Genomic DNA, 16,093 nt, shown 5'->3' on the forward strand with positions numbered 1-16,093 from the left:
CACTTAAGACTTAGTCGATTGCTCAAAGCGACGCAGTAACTGGTTGCCACGTTCAACGGCAGAATCGAGAGCCTGCTGTGGCGTTTTCTTCCCGGTCCAGACGCTTTCCAGTTCCTCATCCACAATCGTGCGAATCTGCGGCATATTGCCCAGACGCAGCCCTTTGGTGAACGGCAACGGCGGCTTGTTCAGCATCTGACGCGTGGCGATATCCGCACCTGGGTTTTTGTCATAGAAACCCTGCTCGCGGGTAAGATCGTACGCGGCGGTGGTGATCGGCAGATAGCCGGTCTTCTGGTGCCATTCAGCAGCAATTTCCGGCTTCGCCAGGAAGTTGAGGAACTGCGCCACGCCTTCGTAGGTTGCTTTGTCTTTACCCTGCATCACCCACAGGCTGGCCCCACCGATAATGGCGTTTTGCGGCGCACCCTTCACATCGGCATCGTACGGCATCATCCCCACGCCATAGTTGAATTTAGCGTAGTGGCGAATGTCAGCCAGAGAACCGGAAGAAGCCGTCGTAATGGCACAATCCCCGTTGTAGAACTTCTCGGTGGATTCATCTTTACGCCCCACGTAGCTAAAATCGCCTTTCTTGTTCATCTCCTGCAGCAGGGCAATATGTTTCACCTGCTCCGGTTTATTGAATTCCAGCACCGCGTCCGTACCGTCAAAGCCGTTGTTTTTTGTTGCTACCGGCAGACCGTTCCAGGCGCTGAAGTTTTCAATCTGAATCCAGCCCTGCCAGCCGCTGGCATAACCGCACTTCATGCCTGCCGCTTTCAGCTTCGCGGTGTATTCCGCCAGATCCTGCCAGGTTTTCGGCGGCTGCTCGGGGTCTAAACCGGCTTTTTTGAAGGCATCTTTGTTGTAGTACAGCACCGGGGTGGAGCTGTTAAACGGTTGGGAGAGCAGGTGTCCGCTTTTAGAGTCGGTGTAATAACCGGAAACCGTCGGCACGAACTGAGACTCATCGAAGTTAATACCCGCTTCTTTAAACACTTCATAGACCGGTTTAATGGCTTTCGAGGCCATCATCGTTGCCGTACCCACTTCATAAACCTGCAGCAGCGCAGGCGCGTTGCCCGTACGGAAGGCGGCAATGCCTGCGCTCAGGCTCTGCTCATAGTTACCTTTGTACTGTGGAACAATTTTGTAGTCGGGATTAGCGGCATTGAAACGTTGCGCCAGTGAATCAACTTCTTTTCCCAGTTCACCTTCCATTGAATGCCAGAACGGAATGGTGGTGACTGCCAGCGCCTGTCCTGCAAATGCCAGACTGAGTGCCAGTCCTAAAGCGGTATGTCGTAACGATATCATCGGTTATCTCTCTTGTTGTGCCGGATGCGCGATATCACGCGTTTTATGCTCGCGGGGGTAACATGACATGCTCGAATGACAGAAAAATAACTTTTTTATTACAAAAAAAAGATAGTCAGGCGACAAACAGATGGCAAGGCGGTGAAAGTTTAGAGAAGGGAAAGTGGGCGTTGGTGCACAACAACGTCAGGTAATGCCAACAGAAGTGGTTTTACCGCGCACGGTAGGCGGGCAACTGACGGTTCAGTTGCCGGAGGCCGATTTCATCCACGAAGACGACGCGCGATCTGCTCTAACGTAAGTTGCCCCGCAGCCGCTTCAACCGTCATGGCGACAAAATCTGGATTCGCGGGCAACGAAACGCCATTACGCTTTAAAAATAACAAGGTAATAAATAATGCCGTACGTTTACTACCGTCATTAAAAATGTGCCCACGGGAAATAGCCAGCAAATGCATTGCTGCCATAAGCCACACGTCAGTCACGCCTTCATATTCAATTTGATTTAATACCCGATACATCAGCGCTTCTGCACGCCCCGGATCTGGCATTCCTGTAACACCTGGTGTGACGCTTAACAACTTGTCATGAAAGCGGATTATCTCTTCCGCTGAGATAAACTGAAGCGTCATTTATCCGCCAGCGCCCTGATTTCATTACCATGTACCCTCATGATGTCGGCAAATTCATCATCGAATCTGGCAGACTGATAACGTTCAAACTCTTCCGCACTGATGATGACCGCAGACTTATGACCACGGCGTGTAATGGTGACAGGAACCCCGGTAACGGCAGTTTCCAGGACTTCAGCCAGATTCTGTCGAGCTTCACTATAGTTAACCGTACGCATAGAATCCCCCTTTTTATGTACAACTTAATTGTACAATTAATGTGTACAAAAAAGGAGCCATTTCGGCTCCTTTTCTGAAGAAGGGAATGTTATCCGCCCAGATACGCGCTGCGCACCGCTTCGTTCGCCAGCAATGCGTCACCGGTGTCTTCCAGTACTACATGGCCGTTTTCCAGCACGTAGCCCCGGTCGGCGAGCTTCAGCGCCTGGTTGGCGTTCTGCTCGACGAGGAAGATAGTCATCCCCTGCTCACGCAGCTGCTCGATGGTGTTAAAGATCTGCTGGATGATGATCGGCGCCAGGCCGAGGGAAGGCTCATCAAGCAGCAGCAGGCGCGGCTGACTCATCAATGCGCGACCAATCGCCAGCATCTGCTGTTCACCACCGGACATGGTTCCCGCACGCTGGATACGGCGTTCATGCAGACGAGGAAAGAGTTCGTACACCCACTTAATGCGCTCCTGAAACTGATCGCGTTCGGCAAAAAAGCCGCCCATCGCCAGGTTCTCTTCCACCGTCATGCGGGAAAATACGCGACGCCCTTCCGGGACAATCGCCACCGCTTCACGCATGATTTTCGCAGTCTGCCAGTCAGTAATATCTTTACCGTCAAAGACAATACGACCGCTTGTTGCACGCGGATCGCCGCACAAGGTGCCGAGCAGCGTGGTTTTACCCGCGCCGTTGGCGCCAATCAGCGTCACGATTTCACCCTGATTGATATGCAGGCTGACGTCGTGCAGTGCCTGAATCTTGCCGTAGTGGGCGTTGACTTTGTCAAAGGACAACATGACTTTTTCCATCTTATGCCTCACCAAGGTATGCACGGATCACGTCCGGGTTATTACGAATCTGTTCCGGCGTCCCGTTTGCCAGCGGCGTGCCCTGGTTTACCACGTAAATACGGTCGGAAATGCCCATCACCAGCTTCATATCATGCTCAATCAGCAAAATGGTGGTGTTGTGATGGTTTCGCAGTTCGGCGATCAGCTCGTCCAGCTCTTTGGTCTCTTTCGGGTTGAGACCCGCTGCAGGTTCGTCGAGCATCAGAATTTCCGGCTGCGTGACCATACAGCGGGCGATTTCCAGGCGACGCTGGTCACCGTAGGCCAGGTTACTGGCCTGGCGGTTGGCATGCTCAAGCAAGCCGATACGCTCCAGCCAGACTGCGGCTCTGTCCAGCGCTTCACTCTGTGCACGGCGAAACGACGGGGTTTTCAGCAAGCCGGAGAACACGCCCGTTTTTAACTGCTGATGTTGCGCCACCAGCAGGTTCTCAATCACCGTCATTTCACGAAACAGACGCACGTGCTGGAAGGTACGTACCACACCCATACGGGCAATCTGCTGACCCGGCAACCCTTCCAGGTGCTGGTCACGCAGCTTAATCGTACCGCCCGTCGGTTTATAAAAACCGGTCAGGCAGTTAAAGACTGTGGTTTTTCCCGCACCATTCGGTCCGATTAACGACACGATCTCTTGCGGGCGCAGTTCCAGTTCAACGTTGTTGACCGCCAGCAGACCGCCGAAGCGCATCATCAGGCCGTTAACGGATAATAATGGCTGACTCATGCCTGCTCTCCTTTTGCTTCCCCGTTCTTCAGCTTCAACTGTGGACGGGTCATCGGCAACAAGCCTTGCGGACGCCAGATCATCATCAGTACCATTAAACCACCGAGCATTAACATGCTGTATTCATTGAAATCACGCATCAGTTCACGTGAAACCACCAGCAGAATCGCCGCCAGGATCACCGCAAACTGCGAGCCCATTCCGCCCAAGACCACAATGGCCAGCACGAAGGCCGATTCGGCAAAGGTGAAGGATTCCGGGCTCACAAAGCCCTGGCGTGCGGCAAACAGCGTTCCGGCAAACCCCGCAAACGCGGCGCTGATGGTAAAGGCGGTCAGCTTGATGCGCGTTGGGCTTAACCCCAGCGAGCGGCAGGCAATCTCATCTTCACGCAGCGCTTCCCACGCGCGGCCCAGCGGCATACGCAGCAGGCGGTTAATCACAAACAGCGAGAGAACCACCAGCAGCAGCGCAACCAGGTAGAGGAAAATAACGCGGTCAGACGGATCATACTTCACGCCAAAGAAGTTGCTGAAGGTATCCCAACCGCCTTCACGCGCGGTACGGCTAAACTCAAGACCGAAAAAGGTCGGTTTGGGGATCTGGCTGATCCCGTTCGGGCCACCGGTCACCTCAGTATTGTTAAGCAGCAGGATACGGACGATTTCGCCAAAACCTAACGTAACGATCGCAAGATAGTCACCGCGCAGGCGCAGCACCGGGAAACCGAGCAGGAAGCCCGCCGCCGCCGAGACCAGGCCAGCCAACGGCAGGCAGGTCCAGAAGCCGAGACCGTAATAGTGGTTCAGCAGCGCGAAGGTGTAAGCGCCAATCGCATAAAAGCCGCCGTAACCCAGCACCAGCAGACCGGAAAGCCCCACCACCACGTTCAGGCCCAGACCGAGGATGATATAAATCATCGTCAGCGTGGCGATATCCACCGTCCCGCGCGACACAACAAACGGCCACGCAACGGCAGCCACCAACAGTGCGACGAGGAACAGTTTCTGTTTGACGGTAGAACCGTCAATCGCGGGCAGAATAAACTTCGGCCCGGAAACGCTTTTCAGGCTCTTCTGGAAAGCCGGACGCAGTAACTGGAAGAGGAAAACCACACCAGTGCCGATGAAGACCCACTGCCAGCGGATATCCGTGGCGGTATCCACCACCAGTTTGGTGCCATCCAGCTCTAACTGCACGCCCATAAAGACGCCCGCCAGGATGAAAAACATGGCAGCGGAGAGCAGCGCCATTGCAAAATGCATCGGTTTCATACTTTCTCTACCTCCGGGCGACCCAGAATACCGGTCGGCATCACCAGCAGTACCAGAATCAGCAGTGCGAACGACACCACATCTTTGTATTCCGTACTCAGATAAGCAGAGGAAAGTGCTTCAGCCACGCCCAGAATCAGGCCGCCGATCATCGCCCCAGGAATGCTGCCAATCCCGCCAAGCACCGCCGCGGTAAAGGCTTTCATCCCGGCCATAAAACCAATATACGGGTTAATAACGCCGTAGAACTGACCGAGCAGCACGCCCGCTACCGCCGCCATTGCCGCGCCAATCACAAAAGTCAGCGCAATCACGCGATCGGTGTTAATGCCGAGCAGGCTTGCCATTTTCAGGTCTTCTGCACAGGCACGGCAGGCGCGGCCCATGCGGGAATAGCGAATAAACAGCGTCAGCGCCAGCATCGCCAGGAAGGTCACAATCCAGATAACCAGCTGCATGGTGGTGATGGAAGCAGAAAAGTTTTCGCTGCTCCCAATCGTCCATTGGCCGTTAAACAGGCTTGGCAGCGCCACGTCACGCGAACCTTCAGTCAGGCTGACGTAGTTTTGCAGGAAGATAGACATCCCGATGGCGGAAATCAGCGCAATCAGACGCTTGGAGCTACGTACGGGCCGGTATGCCACCCGTTCAATGCTCCAGCCATACGCACTGGCGATCACGATAGCACCGACAAACCCGGCAGCCACTAGCAGCCAGCTGGAATCGATGCCCATCATCATGAGCGCTGCGATAATCATAAAGGAGACATAGCTGCCGATCATGTACACCTCGCCGTGGGCGAAGTTGATCATGCCGATAATGCCGTAAACCATCGTGTAACCGATGGCGATCAGCGCATAGGTGCTTCCCAGCGTGACGCCGTTAAACATCTGCTGCAAAAAATAGAGGAACTGCTCGGACATAAGGTAACCTTTTTATACCCGCCCACTTTGCATGGGCGGTGGGATAACTTGCCTTCAGGCTTATTTCGCGGCGGTAGATGAACCGTCGGCGTGCCACTGGAAGACACCAAAATCAAATCCCTTCAAATCGCCTTTTTCGTCCCAATTCAGCGGCCCAATCACGGTATCAGCACCGTGAGCTTTCAGATCTTTCACCAGGTCCAGCGGCTCTTTGCTACCGCTACGATCCATGGCTGTCGCCAGCGACTGAACGGCGGCATAAGTGATCCATACATAAGGACCGGATGGATCTTTTTTGTCCGCTTTGAGTGCATCGACAATCGGTTTGTTTGCCGGATCCTGGTCATAGCGTTTTGGCATCGTGACCAGCATGCCTTCCGCTGCGTTACCCGCAATGTTGGACAGTGAAGCGTTACCCACGCCTTCCGGGCCCATAAACTGGGTTTTCAGCCCTACAGCACGTGCCTGGCGCAGCATTTGCCCCATTTCCGGGTAGTAGCCGCCGTAGTAGACAAAATCGATTTTTTCTTTTTCCAGGCGCGCAATCAGCGCAGAGAAATCTTTCTCGCCGGCGGTGATCCCGTCAAAGAAAACAATGTTGGCTTTGCCCGCTTTCAGCCCCTCTTGAACAGAGCGAGCCAGACCTTCACCGTATTGCTGCTTATCGTGAATAATCGCGATACGCTGCGGTTTCACCTTCTCAAGAATGTATTTCGCTGCTGTCGGCCCCTGCGAGGAGTCAAGACCCGCCGTACGCATGATGTGTGCGTAACCGCGCTGCGTCAGTTCCGGGTTAGTCGCGCCCGGCGTGATCATCAGAATACCTTCGTCTTCATAGATATCTGACGCCGGCTGAGTGGATGATGAGCACAGGTGACCAATCACATACTGAATGCCATCGTTAACGATTTTGTTCGCGACGGCCACCGCCTGTTTTGGATCGCAGGCATCGTCATATTCCACGCCCACCAGCTTGTCGCCTTTGATCCCGCCTTTGGCATTGATATCTTTAATCGCCTGACGTGCACCATTGAATTCCATATCGCCCCACTGCGCGACCGGGCCTGACATCGCCCCAACCACAGCGACTTTGATCTCCTCCGCCATGACAGTGTGCGACATTGCCAGTGCTATCACCCCTGCGATGATGGTTTTCGCATTACGTTTCATTCTCTGAATCCCCATTCGTGACGTAATTTATATTTTGTATTTATATGGTTAAAAAGCAGACTGTGCTTTTTATGGACTGCGCTATTTTTATCAGTCTCATTAATGGTTTAGCACACTTTTTTAAGAAGAATTAGATTAAAATCTCTATTTTTCAGTCGATTAAGAAAAGATAATATTCTGCTTTTCACTATAGATAAACAAAAAAAAGTGCGTTTGTCAGCATAAAATAACGGTACAAAGAGCGGAATAAAATGCTGCTCTACAGGGTATTATTCTGCCTGTTTTTCAATCTCCACTGTTTCAAACTGAAATTTTCATTGCTGAAAAATTAATAATCTGGTTATTCGCAGAAAAAAGAGAAAGCATCCGGGCAAATTATTTCGGTACACTGATTCCATCTTTTGTGGTTTGGACATGCTGTCAATGAAGCTGACGATCGTTCGTTTAGAAAACTTTAGCGCTCAGGACAAGATTGATCTGGGCAAAATCTGGCCGGAGTATTCCGCCTCGTCATTAAGCGTAGATGATACGTGCCGGATCTATGCCGCACGTTTTAACGATCGTCTGCTGGGTGCGGTACGCGTGACCCTCAGCGGTACGCAAGGCGCGCTGGATTCGCTCCGTGTTCGTGAAATAACCCGCCGTCGTGGCGTCGGGCAGTACCTCGTCGAGGAAGTTCTTCGGTCTAATCCGGATGTGTCATGCTGGTGGATGGCCGATGTGGGCGTTGAGGATCGAGAAGCCATGGCTGCGTTCATGCAAGCGTTAGGGTTTACTGCGCAGGCGGATGGCTGGGAGAAAAGATAAAAAAGCCGGATGGCGCTGACGCTTATCCGGCCTACGAAGCGCTCGTTGCAGGCCGGGTAAGGCGAAGCCGCCACCCGGCACTCAATTACTTGGCGTCGGTCGCCGTACCGTTTGCATGCCAGTCAAACACGCCAAACTCGAAGCCTTTCAGATCCCCCTTAGCATCCCAGGAGAGCGGCCCCATCACGGTTTCGACTGAGTTTGCTTTCAGATATTTAGCAATTTCAGCCGGATCATCTGAGTGATTCAGACCCGCCTGCAACGACTGCAGCGCAGCGTAGGTGGTCCACACAAAGGCACCGCTTGGATCCTGTTTCTTCGCTTTAATCGCATCTACGATAGGTTTGTTCGCAGGAACCTGATCGTAGTTCTTCGGTTTGGTGACCAGCAATCCTTCAGCAGATTCACCCGCGATGTTAGACAGCGATACGTTCGCGACCCCTTCCGGTCCCATAAACTGCGTTTTCAGGCCAGCAGCGCGGGACTGACGCAGAATCTGCCCCATTTCCGGGTGATAGCCGCCGTAGTAAACAAAGTCGATGTTCTCTTTCTTCAGACGCGCGACCAGCGTGGAGAAGTCTTTCTCACCGGCAGTGATCCCGTCAAAGAACACCACGTTGGCGTTCCCTTTTTTCAGGCCATCCTGCACAGCACGCGCCAGGCCTTCACCGTACTGCTGCTTATCGTGAATGATCGCAATGCGCTGCGGCTTCACTTTTTCCATAATATATTTGGCAGCCGTTGGTCCCTGATCGGAGTCCAGACCGGTGGTACGCATCACCAGGTTATAACCGCGAGCAGTCAACTCCGGTGCCGTTGCCGCCGGGGTGATCATCAGAATGCCTTCATCTTCGTAGATATCAGACGCGGGCTGAGTGGAAGATGAGCACAGATGGCCGATAACGTATTTAATCCCGTCGTTGACCACTTTGTTGGCGACCGCAACCGCCTGTTTCGGGTCACAGGCATCGTCATATTTCACGACGACCAGTTTGTCGCCCTTAACGCCACCTTTTGCGTTGATGTCCGCAATCGCCTGCTCTGCACCGGTAAATTCCTGGTCGCCATACTGCGCCACCGGACCCGACATTGCGCCGACAACGGCCACTTTAATATCCTTAGCAAATGCCATATTGCTCAAAGACAGGGCGATACATCCTGCCAATAACGCTTTACCCTTCATATTCATCCTGACAATCCCCATTATTGTGGTTGTTACGTGTGTTGTGATGTTGTTGTTCAGCACTTTATTTCGATTATTGGATAGCTACCCGTGCTTTAGCAGCATACTCTGCTAAAACATACCCGATTTTTATGATTTTGGAATAGCTAAATTTGACATGCGGATAACAAGTTGATGACAAAAAGCGTAGACCACAGAGTGTGATAGCAGGATGACGGAGGGGATAAAAACAAAAAACCCCGGATTTGCACCCAGGGTTTATTCACTTTTCTATGCCTGACGACGCTAACACGCCGTCGCAGGAAAATTACGCTTCGATTGCCGCGCGCAGTTTCTTCATGGCGTTCTTTTCAAGCTGACGCACACGTTCAGCGGAAACACCGTAGCGATCGGCCAGTTCCTGCAGCGTTGACTTGTTGTCTTCGTCTAACCAACGTGCGCGGATAATGTCCTGGCTACGTTCGTCCAGACCCTGCATTGCGTCGGTCAGTCGGTTAGCGGCCTGCTCTTCCCAGTTATCGTCTTCAATGCCGTCAGCAAAGTTAGACGATTTATCCTGCAGATACAGAACGGGCGCCATCGGCTGGCTGTCGGACTCGTCGTCCGAAGACATATCAAACGTCATGTCCTGCGCCGCCATGCGGGATTCCATTTCGCGAACGTCTTTGCTGGAAACACCCAGTTCGCGCGCTACCATTTCGACTTCATCCTGATTAAACCAGCCCAGACGCTGCTTGGTTTTACGCAGGTTAAAGAACAGCTTACGCTGTGCTTTCGTGGTCGCGACTTTGACGATACGCCAGTTACGCAGAACGTATTCGTGGATCTCAGCTTTGATCCAGTGCACGGCGAAGGAGACCAGGCGCACACCCACTTCCGGGTTAAAACGGCGCACGGCTTTCATCAGGCCGATATTACCTTCCTGAATCAGATCCGCCTGCGGCAGGCCATAGCCCGCATAATTACGAGCAACATGAACAACAAAGCGCAGGTGAGACAGGATCAGCGTTTTAGCTGCTTCCAGATCGCCCTGGTAATGCAGCTTTTCAGCCAGTGCCCGCTCCTCGTCAGCCGACAACATCGGCCACGCGTTCGCAGCCCGGATGTAGGAGTCCAGGTTACCAACAGGGGCTAAAGCTAAAGTTTGCATTTCTTTGGTCATTCAAATCCTCTCAATCTTTATCATCCGGCATGCTGAAAAACCAATAGCAACAACCATGCCAGAGCTTATGAGCAACGAGAATATCATTCAATCTTTTATCAGACAGTGATTTTATCCACAAGTTCCGTGTCGTACTGTGTATAAATTACGCACAAAATGTGACATCACGATGAATGCGCCGGGAAGAGACAACAGGGACTCTTTCCCTGCAGAGCGAACTACTCAGTGCAGGGAAAGATTATACCAGAGATTTTTTAATCGGGGGTAAAGTGGCGTAAATGTTGAACCGTGGCAAGCCAGGCTGCCACCCAGCCAATCATTGAGCACACCAGCAGTAGCAGCAGGCATTCGTCAAATGATAAGCCGTTGATATCAAACTTAGTTCCAAAAATCTGCGCCACTTCAGTGACCGCTGACGACAGACGCATCACCAAAATTTCTGACAAAATCAGTGAAAGAAATGCGCCAGAAAAACCTAACAGCGCTCCGCCGTACAGGAACGGTCGCAGGATAAATCCATCCGTTGCGCCAATCAGTTTCTGCACGTTAATGGTGTCGCGACGCGCAAAAATGCTCAGACGAACACTGTTACCGATGACCAGGAAGACCGCGGCGACCATCAGCACGCCAATCATCGCGGAGACACGCCCAACCAGCCCCGTCAACGCAGCCAGTCGCGCAAACCAGCTGTCGTCCATGCGAACTTCATCAACACCGTTGATTTGCGCCACACGGTCACGTAGCGTGTTCAGCGATGCCGTGCCCTGGAAATCCAGTTTCGGGATCACCACCGCCACGGCGGGCAGCGGGTTCTCTTCGAGCATATCCAGTGCGCCGCCAAAACCTGACCAGTTACGGAATTCGCCCAGCGCATCGTCGCGGGAAAGGTAATTGACTTTCTCCACGCCCTGCTCTGCCTGCAACTGACCGACGACCCGCGCCGCTGCATCATCATCCAGTGTTTTTTGCAGATACACGGTGATCTGTGGGGACGGATAATACTGACTTGCCGCCTGGTTAACGTTCTTGTAGACCATGTAGCAAACGCTCGGCAACGTCAGGGAGATGGCGATAACCATCACCGTCAGGAACGTGGCCAGCGGCTTACTTTTCAGATCCTGTAACGCGCCCTGGAAGGCATAGCGCACCTGCTCGTTGAAGACGTTGGTTTTGCGTGAATTCGGTTTCGGTGCTGATTTCGCACGCTTTGGCGCGTTACGACCGCCGTCCCCTGACGCGCCGCCCGATTTACGGAAGCGGTCCAGTCGGCCACCGAACTGTTTAATTTGGTTAATCGCATCGCGCCTATTCATGAGCTATGCCTCCATGCAGATGTCCATCGCTCAGGACCAGCTGACGATATGAACGACGGGAGATCAGCCCGATATCGTGCGTTGCCATTAATACCGTTACCCCAACGCGGTTAAACTCTTCGAACAAACGCAAGATCCCTTCTGACAATGCGTCATCCAGGTTCCCCGTCGGTTCATCCGCCAGTAATACCGCGGGTTTATTCACCACTGCACGGGCAATCCCCACGCGCTGCTGTTCACCGCCGGAGAGTTGAATCGGGAAGTTCTTCGCTTTGTCCAACAGCCCGACCTTATCCAGCGCTGCCGACACGCGGCGACGAATATCGTCCCCGCTGGCGCCCGCGATGATGAGCGGGATAGCCACGTTGTCAAAAACCGTTCGGTCCATCAACAGGTGGTGATCCTGAAAAATCATCCCGATCTGGCGACGCAGAAACGGCACTTCGCGGTTTTTCAAACGGCTGATGTCATGCCCGCTGAAGTAGATTTTCCCGGCGCTGGGCCGCTCAATTCCACAGATCAGCTTCAGCAGGGTACTTTTCCCCGCACCGGAGTGGCCGGTCAGAAACGCCATCTCGCCAGGCTGCATATGGAAGGTCACTCCCTGCAGCGCTTGTCTCCCACCGAGATAGGCCTTGCTGACATGTTCAAAGCGAATCATTGTTAATCCTCTCGGGCAAAAAGTGCCTCAATAAAATCGCCCGCTTTAAACGGACGTAAATCCTCGATACGTTCGCCCACGCCGATATATCGGATAGGGATGCCAAACTGGTCAGCGACCGAGAAAATTACCCCACCTTTCGCCGTACCGTCCAGCTTGGTTAACGTAATACCGGTCAAGCCCACCGCTTCATGGAACAGTTTGGCCTGGCTTATCGCATTCTGCCCGGTGCTGGCATCGATAGTCAGCATAACTTCATGCGGCGCGTCTTCGTCCAGTTTCTTCATCACGCGAACGATTTTTTTCAGTTCTTCCATCAGGTGCGCTTTGTTCTGCAAGCGACCGGCGGTATCGGCGATCAGCACATCAACGTTACGCGCTTTCGCAGCCTGGATGGCATCAAAAATAACGGACGCAGAATCCGCGCCGGTATGCTGAGCAATCACCGGGATGTTATTACGCTGACCCCAAACCTGCAGCTGTTCTACCGCCGCCGCACGGAAGGTGTCACCCGCCGCCAGCATTACCGATTTACCCTGCTGCTCAAACTGACGCGCCAGCTTACCGATAGTGGTGGTTTTACCCACGCCGTTTACGCCAACCATTAAGATAACAAAGGGCGTTTTGCCATCAACATTCAGCGGTTCGTCAACTTTCGCCAGAATCTCGCCCATCTCATCTTTCAACAGACCGTACAGCGCTTCTGCATCTTTGAGCTGTTTGCGGCTGGCGCCTTCCGTCAGATTCGCGATGATTTTGCGAGTGGTTTCCACACCCACGTCAGCAATCAGCAATTGCTCTTCCAGCTCTTCAAACAGATCATCGTCGATCTTTTTACCCCGGAACAGACTGATAAATCCGGAACCCAGGTTTTCTTTTGTTTTCAGCAGACTACGTTTCAGACGCGCAAAGAACCCTTCTTTAGTCGGCTTCTCCTGCTCCTGTACCGTCTCTTCTGCAACCGCGTCTTCTCCCTGCTCGTCTTGTGCAGAGGTCTCTTCAACGGGCACAACGATGACCGCTTCTTCCGCGGCCTCGGCTGCCAGCGCCTGCGCTTCCAGCTCTTCGTCAGTTAGTTGCGGTTCGTTTTCCGCTTCTTCTTCAACCGCCTCAACAATCTCAACGGTTTCCGCTTCGGCCTGCCACTCTTCTGGCGAAATTTCTTCGGCTTTCACCTCTTCCGGCAGCGGCAACTCTTCATGTTCGGTAGCCACCGTCGGTGCTGGCGCTTCCACAACCGGCTCAACGTCGGCTTGCGGATGTTCGACAACCGGTTCTTCTTCCGGCTGCAGTTTTTCGATTTCCGCAACCTGTTCAGTGACTTCAACAACTTCAGCAGCAAAGGCTTCTGTTTCCGCCTCGCTATGGGATTCCTGCGCGCGCGGCTGTTCCTCAACGACGGCAGTGTCTTCAGCAACCGGTTGTTGTTCTTCGTTTTTTAGTTCTGTCTCGTTTTCCGGTGCCTGCTCTTTTTGACCAAAGCCCAGCCAGGAAAAAAAGCCACGTTTTTTCTCTTTCGCCATTTGCGACTACACTCCCCCGCTGTTGCTTCATGGCACAGCGTCAACGCTATGTACATAGCAGCTAAAAAAATGATGAAATAGTCTATCACTTATACCCAATGAATTTCGAGTTACGTCAAGGCGGCAAGCGCACGAATCCCGATGAGCTTACTTTGAGTAAGTGATTTGGGTGAGTAAGTGCAGCCAACGAAGAGGTCACTTGAAAGGCGACGGGTTAACTTAACTCACATCACCGCCTGGAATGACATGTTATAGGGCGGATTGAGCAATAATAGAAATGAAGAAACCGAATCACTCAGGCAGCGGCCAGATCCGCATTATTGGCGGGCAATGGCGCGGCCGTAAACTCCCGGTTCCGGACAGCCCGGGTTTGCGCCCCACAACCGATCGTGTCCGCGAAACATTATTTAACTGGCTGGCTCCGGTGATGGTCGATGCCCGCTGCCTTGATTGCTTCGCCGGCAGCGGCGCGCTGGGTCTGGAAGCACTCTCCCGTTATGCCGCTGAGACCACGCTTCTGGAGATGGATCGCGCGGTATCGCAGCAGTTACAAAAGAACCTTGCCACGCTGAAGGCAGCTCATGCCCACGTCGTCAATACCAATACTCTGGCGTATCTGGCACAAAAAGGAGCGCCGCATAACGTGGTGTTTGTTGACCCTCCGTTTCGTAAAGGGCTGTTGGAAGAAACATTAACCCTGCTGGAATCGAACGGCTGGCTGGCAGACGAAGCGTATATTTACGTCGAAAGCGAAGTCGAAAATGGTCTGCCTCCGGTTCCGGTTAACTGGTCGTTGTATCGCGAAAAAGTGGCCGGACAGGTCGCCTATCGTCTGTATCAACGTGAAGCCCAAGGAGAAACCCATGCTGATTAATCTGGGACGTTTACTGATGCTGTGCGTCTGGGCATTTTTGCTGCTCAATATTTTTCAGCCGTTTCCGCGCCCGCTCAATATCTTCGTCAACGTGGCGCTGGTGTTTATGGTGTTAATGCACGGGATGCAAATGGCGCTATTGAAAAGTACGCTGCCGAAAGACGGTCCGCAGATGACGACCGGGGAGAAAATCCGCATTTTTCTGTTCGGCGTATTTGAACTGCTGGTCTGGCACAAGAAAATTAAAGCGCAGTTGAAGAAGTAACCATGATGCCGGATGGCGACTGACGCCATATCCGGCCAACGCGATCAGGGTTGCGCGCTAAACCCTTCAAAGCGCGACCCTTTGTAGCTCAGTGTCCCTTTGTCCCCAACCGTCAACGCATGGTATTGCTGCGCATCAAGACGAAACGTCTGCTCCAGCCCACCGCTTTGCGGCTTAAAGCTCACTTCATAACGCATGCTGGTGCCCGCGGGGGTGACCTCCTGCTGGCGTGAACGTCTATCGTTAATCGGTTTTTCCCGCTTACTGCTCACCACTACCTGTTTTTGCACCAGCGGCGCGGCATCGTTTTCGGCTTTTTCCCGACGCTGCGAAACATAGCGAAACGACGCAGCGATAACGATTAAGACAATGATCACAATGAAAAAAAGCGGTGGCTTACTCATATTATTAACCCATCAGAAAATGCGGAAATAAGCATACCCTGCCTGTTATGGTGTTGTCATCCGGCGGTGTCGACCTCTACACTGGACAGTAGAGCCGTAAGCGCCCCGCTTACGAAAAAATAACGAATTCAAGGAACTAAGATGCTTTGGTCGTTTATCGCAGTTTGTCTTTCCGCATGGCTATTTGTGGATGCTTCCTATCGTGGACCCGCCTGGCAACGCTGGGTCTTTAAACCCCTGACATTACTGCTCCTGCTGTTACTGGCATGGCAAGCGCCGATGTTTAACGCGATCAGCTATCTGGTGCTGGCGGGGCTGTTTGCCTCACTGCTGGGCGATGCGCTGACGCTTTTACCACGCCAACGTCTGTTGTACGCCGTGGGCGCCTTTTTCCTGTCACATTTGCTGTACACCATATACTTCGCCAGCCAAATGACACTGTCGTTCTTCTGGCCGCTACCGTTGGTTCTGCTGGTGTTGGGCGCTTTGCTGATCGCCGTAATCTGGACGCGACTGGAAGAACTTCGCTTAGCCATATGCACCTTTATCGGTATTACCCTGATGATGGTCTGGATGGCGGGCGAGCTGTGGTTCTTCCGCCCAACCGCCCCAGCGCTGTCGGCATTTATGGGGGCCGCTTTACTGTTCATTGGTAATATTGTCTGGCTGGGCAGCCATTACCGTTACCGCTTCCGCGCCGATAACGCGATTGCCGCCGCCTGCTACTTTGCCGGACATTTCCTGATCGTTCGTTCGCTCTATCTTTAAAAGCGCTTGACTCTGGAGTCGACT

Annotated in this window: 18 protein-coding genes; 4 read left to right on the plus strand and 14 right to left on the minus strand. The window is 53.0% G+C overall.

From position 1 onward, the window contains the following. Positions 1-3: 3 nt before the first annotated feature. The 8 genes from ugpB to livK form a co-directional block, all read right to left on the minus strand. Positions 4-1,320 carry a sn-glycerol-3-phosphate ABC transporter substrate-binding protein UgpB gene (ugpB, locus tag N7268_RS04165; RefSeq protein ID WP_260861873.1) on the minus strand — a complete coding sequence of 439 codons (1,317 nt, stop codon included), beginning with the start codon at positions 1,318-1,320 and terminating at the stop codon, positions 4-6. Between the two features lie 263 nt (positions 1,321-1,583). After that, positions 1,584-1,952: a type II toxin-antitoxin system death-on-curing family toxin gene (locus tag N7268_RS04170; protein ID WP_260861874.1), complete on the minus strand. Its 369-nt coding sequence runs from the start codon at positions 1,950-1,952 to the stop codon at positions 1,584-1,586. Beyond that, complete coding sequence (locus N7268_RS04175) at positions 1,949-2,170, minus strand: type II toxin-antitoxin system Phd/YefM family antitoxin (protein WP_260861875.1); 222 nt, start codon at positions 2,168-2,170, stop codon at positions 1,949-1,951. The genes N7268_RS04170 and N7268_RS04175 overlap by 4 nt, the downstream gene beginning before the upstream one ends. An 89-nt stretch (positions 2,171-2,259) precedes the next feature. Then, entirely contained in the window at positions 2,260-2,973 is a 714-nt protein-coding gene (livF, locus tag N7268_RS04180) for a high-affinity branched-chain amino acid ABC transporter ATP-binding protein LivF (RefSeq protein ID WP_260861876.1), read from the minus strand. A gap of 1 nt (position 2,974) precedes the next feature. After that, a complete protein-coding gene (livG, locus tag N7268_RS04185; RefSeq protein WP_260861877.1) occupies positions 2,975-3,742 on the minus strand; it encodes a high-affinity branched-chain amino acid ABC transporter ATP-binding protein LivG in 768 nt (255 codons plus the stop codon). Further along, complete coding sequence (gene livM / locus N7268_RS04190) at positions 3,739-5,016, minus strand: branched chain amino acid ABC transporter permease LivM (RefSeq protein WP_260861878.1); 1,278 nt, start codon at positions 5,014-5,016, stop codon at positions 3,739-3,741. The genes livG and livM overlap by 4 nt, the downstream gene beginning before the upstream one ends. Then, positions 5,013-5,939 (minus strand): high-affinity branched-chain amino acid ABC transporter permease LivH, encoded by a 927-nt coding sequence (gene livH / locus N7268_RS04195; RefSeq protein WP_221922606.1) that lies wholly within the window; start codon positions 5,937-5,939, stop codon positions 5,013-5,015. Before livH ends, livM begins: the two co-directional genes overlap by 4 nt. A gap of 60 nt (positions 5,940-5,999) precedes the next feature. Next, positions 6,000-7,109, minus strand: coding sequence for a branched-chain amino acid ABC transporter substrate-binding protein (gene livK, locus N7268_RS04200; RefSeq protein ID WP_198907038.1), 1,110 nt, complete (start codon positions 7,107-7,109; stop codon positions 6,000-6,002). Between the two features lie 423 nt (positions 7,110-7,532). On the opposite strand from livK, the gene panM reads away from it, so the two are divergent. Continuing rightward, complete coding sequence (panM, locus tag N7268_RS04205) at positions 7,533-7,916, plus strand: aspartate 1-decarboxylase autocleavage activator PanM (protein ID WP_260863525.1); 384 nt, start codon at positions 7,533-7,535, stop codon at positions 7,914-7,916. 85 nt (positions 7,917-8,001) lie between these two features. Here the strand turns inward: panM and livJ are convergent, their stop codons facing one another. The 5 genes from livJ to ftsY all read right to left on the minus strand — a co-directional run bounded on the left by livJ (position 8,002) and on the right by ftsY (position 13,758). Beyond that, entirely contained in the window at positions 8,002-9,105 is a 1,104-nt protein-coding gene (livJ, locus tag N7268_RS04210; RefSeq protein WP_260861879.1) for a branched chain amino acid ABC transporter substrate-binding protein LivJ, read from the minus strand. Positions 9,106-9,406: 301 nt separating this feature from the next. Further along, complete coding sequence (rpoH, locus tag N7268_RS04215; RefSeq protein WP_260861880.1) at positions 9,407-10,261, minus strand: RNA polymerase sigma factor RpoH; 855 nt, start codon at positions 10,259-10,261, stop codon at positions 9,407-9,409. Positions 10,262-10,515: 254 nt separating this feature from the next. Further along, on the minus strand, positions 10,516-11,574 hold the full coding sequence (gene ftsX, locus N7268_RS04220) for a permease-like cell division protein FtsX (protein WP_260861881.1): 1,059 nt from the start codon (positions 11,572-11,574) through the stop codon (positions 10,516-10,518). Beyond that, entirely contained in the window at positions 11,567-12,235 is a 669-nt protein-coding gene (gene ftsE / locus N7268_RS04225) for a cell division ATP-binding protein FtsE (RefSeq protein ID WP_198907034.1), read from the minus strand. The genes ftsX and ftsE overlap by 8 nt, the downstream gene beginning before the upstream one ends. Before the next feature lie 2 nt (positions 12,236-12,237). Then, positions 12,238-13,758, minus strand: a complete 1,521-nt coding sequence (ftsY, locus tag N7268_RS04230; RefSeq protein ID WP_260861882.1) for a signal recognition particle-docking protein FtsY — start codon at positions 13,756-13,758, stop codon at positions 12,238-12,240. A gap of 277 nt (positions 13,759-14,035) precedes the next feature. Here ftsY and rsmD point away from each other — a divergent pair, with 277 nt between their 5' ends. Then, a complete protein-coding gene (gene rsmD, locus N7268_RS04235; protein ID WP_260861883.1) occupies positions 14,036-14,632 on the plus strand; it encodes a 16S rRNA (guanine(966)-N(2))-methyltransferase in 597 nt (198 codons plus the stop codon). Next, positions 14,622-14,897, plus strand: coding sequence for a DUF1145 family protein (locus tag N7268_RS04240; RefSeq protein ID WP_260861884.1), 276 nt, complete (start codon positions 14,622-14,624; stop codon positions 14,895-14,897). The genes rsmD and N7268_RS04240 overlap by 11 nt, the downstream gene beginning before the upstream one ends. 44 nt (positions 14,898-14,941) lie before the next feature. Here the strand turns inward: N7268_RS04240 and N7268_RS04245 are convergent, their stop codons facing one another. Beyond that, complete coding sequence (locus N7268_RS04245) at positions 14,942-15,301, minus strand: DUF2500 domain-containing protein (RefSeq protein ID WP_260861885.1); 360 nt, start codon at positions 15,299-15,301, stop codon at positions 14,942-14,944. A 141-nt stretch (positions 15,302-15,442) separates the two neighbouring features. Here N7268_RS04245 and N7268_RS04250 point away from each other — a divergent pair, with 141 nt between their 5' ends. After that, positions 15,443-16,069, plus strand: coding sequence for a lysoplasmalogenase (locus tag N7268_RS04250; protein ID WP_198907029.1), 627 nt, complete (start codon positions 15,443-15,445; stop codon positions 16,067-16,069). Positions 16,070-16,093: the final 24 nt, after the last annotated feature.

It is taken from the genome of Citrobacter sp. Marseille-Q6884 (assembly GCF_945906775.1).
In the GTDB taxonomy this organism is placed as follows: Bacteria; Pseudomonadota; Gammaproteobacteria; order Enterobacterales; family Enterobacteriaceae; genus Citrobacter.